The organism is Pseudomonas agarici (genome assembly GCF_001543125.1).
In the GTDB taxonomy this organism is placed as follows: Bacteria; Pseudomonadota; Gammaproteobacteria; order Pseudomonadales; family Pseudomonadaceae; genus Aquipseudomonas; species Aquipseudomonas agarici.
Genome location: NZ_CP014135.1, coordinates 1,685,078 through 1,692,810 on the forward strand (window position 1 = coordinate 1,685,078; position 7,733 = coordinate 1,692,810).

General features: G+C 59.4%; 9 protein-coding genes. 1 reads left to right on the plus strand and 8 read right to left on the minus strand.

The window, feature by feature from the left end; genetic code table 11:
* The first annotated feature begins 68 nt into the window (after positions 1 to 68).
* Positions 69 to 830, plus strand: a complete 762-nt coding sequence (locus AWM79_RS07390; RefSeq protein WP_017131427.1) for a YdcF family protein — start codon at positions 69 to 71, stop codon at positions 828 to 830.
* A 30-nt stretch (positions 831 to 860) separates the two neighbouring features.
* Here the strand turns inward: AWM79_RS07390 and lnt are convergent, their stop codons facing one another.
* The 8 genes from lnt to AWM79_RS07430 all read right to left on the minus strand — a co-directional run.
* Positions 861 to 2,384 (minus strand): apolipoprotein N-acyltransferase, encoded by a 1,524-nt coding sequence (lnt, locus tag AWM79_RS07395; protein WP_060782523.1) that lies wholly within the window; start codon positions 2,382 to 2,384, stop codon positions 861 to 863.
* Positions 2,385 to 2,392: 8 nt separating this feature from the next.
* Positions 2,393 to 3,232, minus strand: coding sequence for an HlyC/CorC family transporter (locus tag AWM79_RS07400; protein ID WP_017131429.1), 840 nt, complete (start codon positions 3,230 to 3,232; stop codon positions 2,393 to 2,395).
* 34 nt (positions 3,233 to 3,266) lie between these two features.
* Positions 3,267 to 3,725: an rRNA maturation RNase YbeY gene (gene ybeY / locus AWM79_RS07405; RefSeq protein WP_017131430.1), complete on the minus strand. Its 459-nt coding sequence runs from the start codon at positions 3,723 to 3,725 to the stop codon at positions 3,267 to 3,269.
* Positions 3,718 to 4,725, minus strand: coding sequence for a PhoH family protein (locus AWM79_RS07410; protein WP_017131431.1), 1,008 nt, complete (start codon positions 4,723 to 4,725; stop codon positions 3,718 to 3,720). The genes ybeY and AWM79_RS07410 overlap by 8 nt, the downstream gene beginning before the upstream one ends.
* 107 nt (positions 4,726 to 4,832) lie before the next feature.
* On the minus strand, positions 4,833 to 6,161 hold the full coding sequence (gene miaB / locus AWM79_RS07415) for a tRNA (N6-isopentenyl adenosine(37)-C2)-methylthiotransferase MiaB (protein ID WP_060782524.1): 1,329 nt from the start codon (positions 6,159 to 6,161) through the stop codon (positions 4,833 to 4,835).
* A 163-nt stretch (positions 6,162 to 6,324) separates the two neighbouring features.
* Positions 6,325 to 6,630: a hypothetical protein gene (locus AWM79_RS07420; protein WP_060782525.1), complete on the minus strand. Its 306-nt coding sequence runs from the start codon at positions 6,628 to 6,630 to the stop codon at positions 6,325 to 6,327.
* Positions 6,631 to 6,634: 4 nt separating this feature from the next.
* Complete coding sequence (locus AWM79_RS07425) at positions 6,635 to 7,024, minus strand: hypothetical protein (RefSeq protein WP_060782526.1); 390 nt, start codon at positions 7,022 to 7,024, stop codon at positions 6,635 to 6,637.
* Positions 7,021 to 7,733 (minus strand): hypothetical protein (locus AWM79_RS07430; RefSeq protein ID WP_060782527.1); only part of this gene is annotated, 713 nt, incomplete at its 5' end. The genes AWM79_RS07430 and AWM79_RS07425, both read right to left, overlap by 4 nt.

Genomic DNA, 7,733 nt, shown 5'->3' on the forward strand with positions numbered 1-7,733 from the left:
CACGGATTTGGAATGTTGTTGATTGATCCGGATGCCCTTAGGCTTCGAGCATCTTCTGGAGGTGCTCGATGCTTGTTCGCTTCATTTTGAAACAATTACTTCTGCCGCCCGGCCTGTTATTGCTCTTGCTGGCGCTTGCCTGGTGGTTGCGTCGCCATCGGCCACGCCTGGCGGGACTGTGTTTCACCCTGGGGCTGGGAGGGTTCTGGCTGGTCAGCCTGCCGGTGGTGGTCGAATGGTCCGCTCGGGCGCTGGAAACCGTGCCTCCCCTGAAACGCGAGGAATGGGCCGATCTGGCACGACGGGCCGATGCGATCGTGGTGCTGGGCTCGGGGCGTGAACGGGGCGATTTGGCTTGGGACAGCGACCAGCCGACGGGTATCGGCCTGGAACGTCAGCGTTACGCGGCGCGCCTGGCCAAGGCTTCGGGGCTGCCGGTACTGGCCAGTGGTGGTTTGCATTACGGTACGCCGCCTAGCGAGGCAGCGCTGATGGCGCAGTCTATGCAGGATGATTCCGGGGTGACTGTGCGTTGGCGAGAAGAGCGCAGCACCACCACGTGGGAAAATGCTCAGTTCAGTCATGATCTGCTGGCGCCGCTAGGTATCAAGAGGGTGGTTGTGGTGACTCATGCGGCCCATATGCCACGTGCGGTGTGGAGCTTTGAAAAGGCCGGTTTCAGCGTAGTGCCAGCCCCGGTCGGCTTCCGGGGGCGGGACAATGCCCGCCCGCTGGGCGGCTGGCTGCCGGAGTTCAAGGCGATCTGGCTCAGCGGGCAATTGATCAACGAAGCGGTGGGGCAGGTGGGTTATAGGCTGTTCTATCGCTAAGCTCGCTACAAATGGACCTGCCTGCTTCAACTACAGGGTCTTGGCAATCCGGCTGGCCAGCAGCGCCCAGCCGAGCAGCAATGCGCAGAAGATGATCAGCGGCCACGAACGCCATTGCAGGTAAGGCGTCAGGTTGTGCATCGGAACCACTTCACCGTACAGGATGCCCCGTTCAAACTGGGGAATCTGCGTGGTGATCTGGCCAAATGGGTTGATCAGCCCGGTGACGCCGTTGTTGGTGGCGCGAATCATCCAGCGTCCGGCCTCAAGGGCGCGCATCTGGGCCATTTGCAGGTGTTGCAGTGGGCCAATCGAGGCGCCGAACCAAGTGTCGTTGCTGATGGTCAGCAGTAGATCGCTGCGCGCCGACAGGCTGGCGGCGAACTCTGGGTACACCACTTCATAGCAGATGAACGGGGCAATCTGATAACCCTTGGCTTGTAGCAAGGGTTGGTCGGCCGGACCACGGGCAAAGTCGGACATCGGCAGGTTGAAGAAATCGATCAGCCCGCGCAGCAGGTCTTGCAAGGGTACGTACTCGCCAAACGGCACCAGCTTCTGTTTGAGATAGACGCCGTCGCCTTCGCCCGTCACGGTAATGCCGTTGAAGTAGCGTTTTTCGTGATGCACGGTCTGGCGGATCGGTACGCCGGTGATCAGCGCTGTATGACGGTCGGCAGCGAAGTTACCCATCATCGACAGGTAGCCTTCGGCTGACTCCTTCAACACCGGGACTGCGGTTTCCGGCCAGACCAGCAGGTCGACCTGCTTGGCGCTGAAGCTCATGTCACGGTACAGCGCCAGCTGCGCATTGAGTTGTGCCGGGTCCCACTTCATGCTTTGTTCGATATTGCCTTGGATGGCCGCCACGCTCAGTGGTTCGCCGGCAGGGCTGGTCCAGGCGTGATGCTTGAGTGCCAGGCCAATGCCCCAGGGGCCGACCAGCAAGACTACACCCGACACGACAAAGGCCTTACGGCCAGTTTTAAGCAGGTGTGGCGTGTTGTACAACAACGCGGCGGTCAGGGCCAGGGTAAAGGAAATCAGCCAGATTCCCCCCAGTGGCGCGAGCCCGGACAACGGGCCGTCCAGCTGGCTGTAGCCGGAATAGAGCCATGGGAAACCAGTCAGGAACCAGCCCCGGAAGGCTTCTTGGCCGACCCACAATGCGGCGAAGGCCAGGGCGTCGGCCAGCGGCGCTTCATTGCGGCGTATCCAGCGTGCCCAGAGCCAGGCAGGCAGGGCGAAGAACCAGGCGATGGCGGCCACGAACGCCAGCATCAGAAACCCCGCCAGCAGGATCGAGGCGCCGCCGTAGGTATGGATGCTCACGTAGATCCAACTGGTGCCGGCGCCGAATAGACCGAAACCGAAGCACCAGCCGCGCCCCAGCGCCTGGCGTGGCGATAGCTCGCGCAGGCCGGCATAGAACAGGCCGACCGCGAGCAGTGCCAGCGGCCAGATGTCGAATGGCGCCAGGGCCAGGGTGGTCAGTGCGCCAGCCATCGCGGCCTGCAAATTACCGGGCCAGCCGGGACGGGTTAAGCGCAGCATGTCGATCCTTAGCGGCTGATGGGGGTCAGGCGAATCAAATGAATCCGACGGCTGTCGGCATTCAGGATGCGAAAACGATACGCGCCGATTTCGGTGATTTCATTACGCTTGGGCAAATGCCCGAACGCACTCATCACCAGTCCGCCGACAGTGTCGAACTCGTCATCGGAGAATTCGCTGTCGAAAAACTCATTGAAGTTTTCGATTGGCGTCAGCGCCTTGATCAGGAAGTCACCGCTGGGCAAGGGCTTGATGTAGCTGTCTTCCTCGACATCGTGCTCGTCCTCGATGTCGCCGACGATCTGTTCCAACACGTCCTCGATGGTCACCAGACCCGCCACGCCACCGTATTCGTCGATCACGATGGCCATGTGGTTGTGGTTGGCGCGGAACTCGCGCAGCAGGACGTTCAGGCGCTTGGATTCGGGAACGAAGGTCGCCGGACGCAGCAGGTCCTTGATGTTGAAGCTGTCGCCATTCTCCTGAAGAATCAGAGGCAGCAGATCCTTGGCCAGCAGCACGCCCATGACGTCGTCGTGGCTTTCACCGATCACCGGGTAGCGCGAGTGCGCCGCGTCGATGACCGCGGGGAGAAATTCGCGGGGGGTCTGGGTCGCCTTGATGCTGATCATCTGCGAGCGCGGGACCATGATGTCCCGTACCTGCAGGTCAGCCACTTGGATGGCGCCTTCGACGATGGCCAGCGCCTCGCTGTCCAGCAATTTGTTCTGGTGGGCTTCGCGCAGCAGCTCCAACAGCTCCTGGCGGTTTTTCGGCTCATGGGCAAAAGCCTGGGTCAGTTTACCCAGCCAGGACTTCTGCCCGTTGCTCGATCGGTCTTCGCTCATAGCGATTTACTCGTTTCCCTTGGTTGTTGAGTGATCAGTTTTCATCATCGATGTACGGGTCGGGATGACCCAGTTCAGCAAGCAACTCTCGTTCCAGTGCTTCCATTTCCTCGGCTTGCGCGTCATCGATATGGTCGTAACCTAACAGATGCAGGCAGCCGTGAATGACCAGATGGGCCCAGTGGGCGTCCAGTGCCTTGCCTTGTTCGGCCGCCTCGCGGGCGACCACCGGTACGCAGATCACCAGGTCCCCCAGCAAGGGGATATCCAGCAACTCGTCCGGCACGTCGGCGGGGAAGGACAACACGTTGGTCGCGTAGTCCTTCTGTCGCCAGGTATGGTTGAGCTCGCGGCCTTCGGCTTCGTCCACCAGACGGATGGTCAACTCCGAGTCGGCGCTGCGCTGGCGCAGGGCCAGTTCGCACCAGGTGCGCAAGTCGTTTTCGCTCGGGGTCGGCGCAGCACTGGCCAGTTGCAGGTCGAGTTCAAGCATCGCGACGGCTGTCCTGTACGGAAGACGATTGGACCGGGCGATTCTCGAAGCGCTCGTAGGCTTCGACGATGCGTTGCACCAGGGGGTGGCGGACCACGTCCTTGGGCTGGAAGTGGGTGAAGCTGATACCTGGCACGTCTTTCAGCACGTCGATGACATGGGCCAGGCCGGACTTGGTGCCCTTGGGCAGGTCGACTTGAGTGATGTCACCGGTGATGACGGCGGTGGAGCCGAAACCGATTCGGGTCAAGAACATCTTCATCTGCTCGACGGTGGTGTTCTGGCTTTCGTCGAGGATGATGAAGCTGTTGTTCAGTGTGCGCCCGCGCATATAGGCGAGCGGGGCGATCTCGATCACCTGGCGCTCGATCAGCTTGGCCACGTATTCGAAACCGAGCATTTCGTACAGCGCATCGTAGAGCGGGCGCAGGTATGGGTCGATCTTCTGTGCCAGGTCGCCGGGCAGGAAACCGAGTTTTTCACCGGCCTCGACCGCTGGGCGCACCAACAAGATGCGGCGCACCTGCTCGCGCTCCAGGGCGTCCACGGCGCAGGCCACGGCCAGGTAGGTTTTGCCGGTGCCCGCAGGGCCGATGCCGAAGTTGATATCGTTGGCCAGGACTTCCTTCACGTAGCGCTGCTGGTTGATGCCACGCGGGCGAATCATGCCTTTCTTGGTGCGCAACGCCACGGCGGCTTCGGCGACCGGATTGCTGTCGAGGTCTTCGATCGCCGATTCCTGCAGGAACAGGTGCACCATGTCTGCGGACAGCTCTGTACCCTTGGTTTCCCGGTACAGGCGGCGCAGCAGGTTTTCCGCGGAAGTGGTGAGCTTGGGTTCGCCGATCAGTTCGAACTGATTGCCGCGGTTGCGGATCTCGATCGTCAAGCGCTGTTCGATCAAGCGCAAATGCTCGTCGAATTGCCCGCACAGATTGGCGAAGCGACGGGCCTCGAAGGGTTCGAGAATGAAACGATGGGGTTCTATGGGTGCGTTCAAGGTTGTTTTTTAGCCGCCCTATGGCAATGGATATGGATTCAAGGATAACGCTAGCGGCTCGGGTACGAAAGCGCTTATGAGCGCTGAACGCCCCTCGCCACACGCGCTCATTGAAGCATCGAGCCGCGCAGTGAATGGGGTTGGGCTGCGTCGATATGGACGTCGACGAACTGGCCGATCAGTTGTGGATTGTCGCAGCGGAAGTTGACGATACGGTTATTCTCGGTCCGGCCTTGCAGTTCACCGGGGTCCTTTTTCGAGTAATCGGTCACCAGGATGCGCTGGGTCGAGCCGACCATTTGTCGGCTGATCTCGAAACCCTGCTGGTTCAGGCGCTGTTGCAGGACATTGAGGCGCTGTTTTTTCAGCGCCTCTGGCGTGTCGTCCACAAGGTCCGCGGCGGGGGTGCCGGGGCGTTGGCTGTAGACGAACGAGTAGGAGAAGTCAAAACCCACGTCTTCGATCAGCTTCATCGTCTGCTGGAAGTCCTTCTCGGTTTCGCCAGGGAAACCGACGATAAAGTCCGAACTGATGCAGATCCCCGGCACGGCGGCGCGCAGTTTGCGCAGCTTGGATTTGTATTCCAGCGCGGTGTGGTTGCGTTTCATCGCCGCGAGAATCCGGTCCGAGCCCGATTGCACGGGCAGATGCAGGTGCTTGACCAGCTCGGGCACCTCGGCGTGAGCCTGGATCAGGCTGTCGGAGAACTCCAGCGGGTGGGAGGTGGTGTAGCGGATGCGCTCGATGCCGTCGACGGCGGCGACCACCCGGATCAGTTCCGCCAGATCGGCCAGGCGCCCGTCATGGGTGGTGCCGCGATAGCCATTGACGTTCTGTCCCAGCAGGGTCACTTCGCGCACGCCGTGCTCGGCCAGGTGGATGATTTCGGCGATCACGTCGTCGAACGGTCGGCTGACTTCTTCACCGCGGGTATAGGGCACCACGCAGAAGGTGCAGTACTTGCTGCAACCTTCCATCACCGACACATAGGCGCTGGGCCCCTCGATGCGCGGCTCGGGCAGGTGGTCGAATTTTTCGATTTCCGGGAACGAGACATCAACCTGCGGCAGTTTGGTCAGGCGCGCGGCATCGATCATTTCCGGCAGGCGGTGCAAGGTCTGTGGGCCGAAGACCACGTCGACATAGGGGGCGCGGTCGCGAATCGCCGCGCCTTCCTGGCTGGCAACGCAGCCGCCGACGGCGATCACCATCTCCGGGTTCGCCAGCTTCAGTTCGCGCCAGCGGCCCAACTGGGAGTAGACCCGGTCCTGGGCGCGCTCGCGGATCGAGCAGGTATTGAGCAGGATAACGTCCGCGTCTTCAGCGCGAGCGGTGACTTCCAGGGCCTGATGTTCGCCCAGCAGATCGACCATGCGCGAGCTGTCGTACTCGTTCATCTGGCAACCGTGGGTTTCGATATAAAGCTTCTTGGCCATGGGGTTTCATCAAGTGATTCAGAGAACCGCGCATTATAAGGGGCATCGCGGTCACTTCCTAGGCTCTGTATGAAATGTATCTGCGCTGGCCCGTGTGGCGTTGAAAACAGGCTCGCCATGCTCATTGACAACCTATCAACTGTGTTTGGGCACCTCAGGTAAATTAAGGTTTGAAGGGTGTTCCCTGGGCGAAAACAGAATAGATCAGCATTTCCTTAGTAAACCCGACCTTCTCAGCCGCTACGGAGCCACTGTTATACACCTCCTGAATAGTCAGCACCGAGGACACGCCGCCAATGCCAATACCGATATAGCCGCCTGTTTTCATATACTGAACAGCACGGCTGGTGGCATTTACATGCGTGGCATAACCGGGTATTTGCCCCGGCGCACCAACCTTGTCCCAGTGATGCACCAGACTTTGGTTGGAAATACCCAGGGCTGTTTTCAATTTTGAATAGTCGTGCATCAGGTTATTTAAATTTCAACAGTACATATACAATTACCATCCAAATACCACTGCCCATCATTATCGCGAAGTCGATTTTCAGTAGACGTTTAAGGTGAGAGGGAAAATTTTCAAGATCGACTGGATCCAACTCGCCGATGCGCAGTGATGCCCTTGGCATCATGATCATCCCGGCGATTTTTGCAATCTCCAGGAGAGACCAAATCACCCCTCGATTCCCCAATCTCGGCCCCCATATATAAATATAACGGCTGTTCTTCAACGCCTCCTTTATAGCGTCCAGATGGCGGCGGCTCAAATACAGGCTGAATGCAATACTTGCAAGTCCGAGCAAACCTGGACCTCCGGTGACAATGATTGCAATCCACGAAGGCCATGTATCGATGCTGGTCATGGCTGTGTAGCTTCGTAAATTTTCTCACCCATGTATTCGCCCCCCATACCACCGACTGTCGTACCTACCCACGAGCCAGTTCCGACTAAGACCGCGAAACAGGCGACACCCCCTACACCTGTAGAGGCACCAAGCGCCACGCAGATCGGAGCGCTGGCAGATTGGGCTATCCTTCCACCAATAAAACCACCAACGGTGGACAACCCGAATTCCCCTCCTTCAGTAAACCTGATCTTCTCGCAAGCCGCTACGGAGCCACTGTTACACACCTCCTGAATAGCCAGCACCGAGGACACGCCGCCAATGCCAATACCGATATAACCGCCTGTTTTCATATACTGAACAGCACGGCTGGTGGCATTCACATGCGTGGCATAACCGGGTATCTGTCCCGGTGCACCGGCCTTGTCCCAGTGATGTACCAGACTTCGGTTGGAAATACCCAGAGCTGTCTTCAGTTTGGGGTGATCGCCCAGGCTGGTCTGACCACGCAGGCGAGTGGAGTTCAGCAGGTGGGCATCCAACTGGCTGAGCAGATGCCGGCGCTCGGCGAAGAATTGCGGCGACTTAAGGTGGCCGTGCTGACGATAGCTTTGCTGATGCAAGCGCTCCATCGCTTGGAGGGTGTCGCGCAGGCCGCTCAGGTGCCTTTCCATTACCATCGTGCTGACGCCTAGCCAGATTGAGGCATGGCCGGCAAAACTGGCAA

Bases quoted from the DNA above. Each gene is read 5' to 3' on its own strand.
- AWM79_RS07390 (WP_017131427.1), top strand. From the start codon at position 69: ATGCTTGTTCGCTTCATTTTGAAACAATTACTTCTGCCGCCCGGCCTG.
- lnt (WP_060782523.1), bottom strand. From the start codon at position 2,384: ATGCTGCGCTTAACCCGTCCCGGCTGGCCCGGTAATTTGCAGGCCGCG.
- AWM79_RS07400 (WP_017131429.1), bottom strand. From the start codon at position 3,232: ATGAGCGAAGACCGATCGAGCAACGGGCAGAAGTCCTGGCTGGGTAAA.
- ybeY (WP_017131430.1), bottom strand. From the start codon at position 3,725: ATGCTTGAACTCGACCTGCAACTGGCCAGTGCTGCGCCGACCCCGAGC.
- miaB (WP_060782524.1), bottom strand. From the start codon at position 6,161: ATGGCCAAGAAGCTTTATATCGAAACCCACGGTTGCCAGATGAACGAG.
- AWM79_RS07420 (WP_060782525.1), bottom strand. From the start codon at position 6,630: ATGCACGACTATTCAAAATTGAAAACAGCCCTGGGTATTTCCAACCAA.
- AWM79_RS07425 (WP_060782526.1), bottom strand. From the start codon at position 7,024: ATGACCAGCATCGATACATGGCCTTCGTGGATTGCAATCATTGTCACC.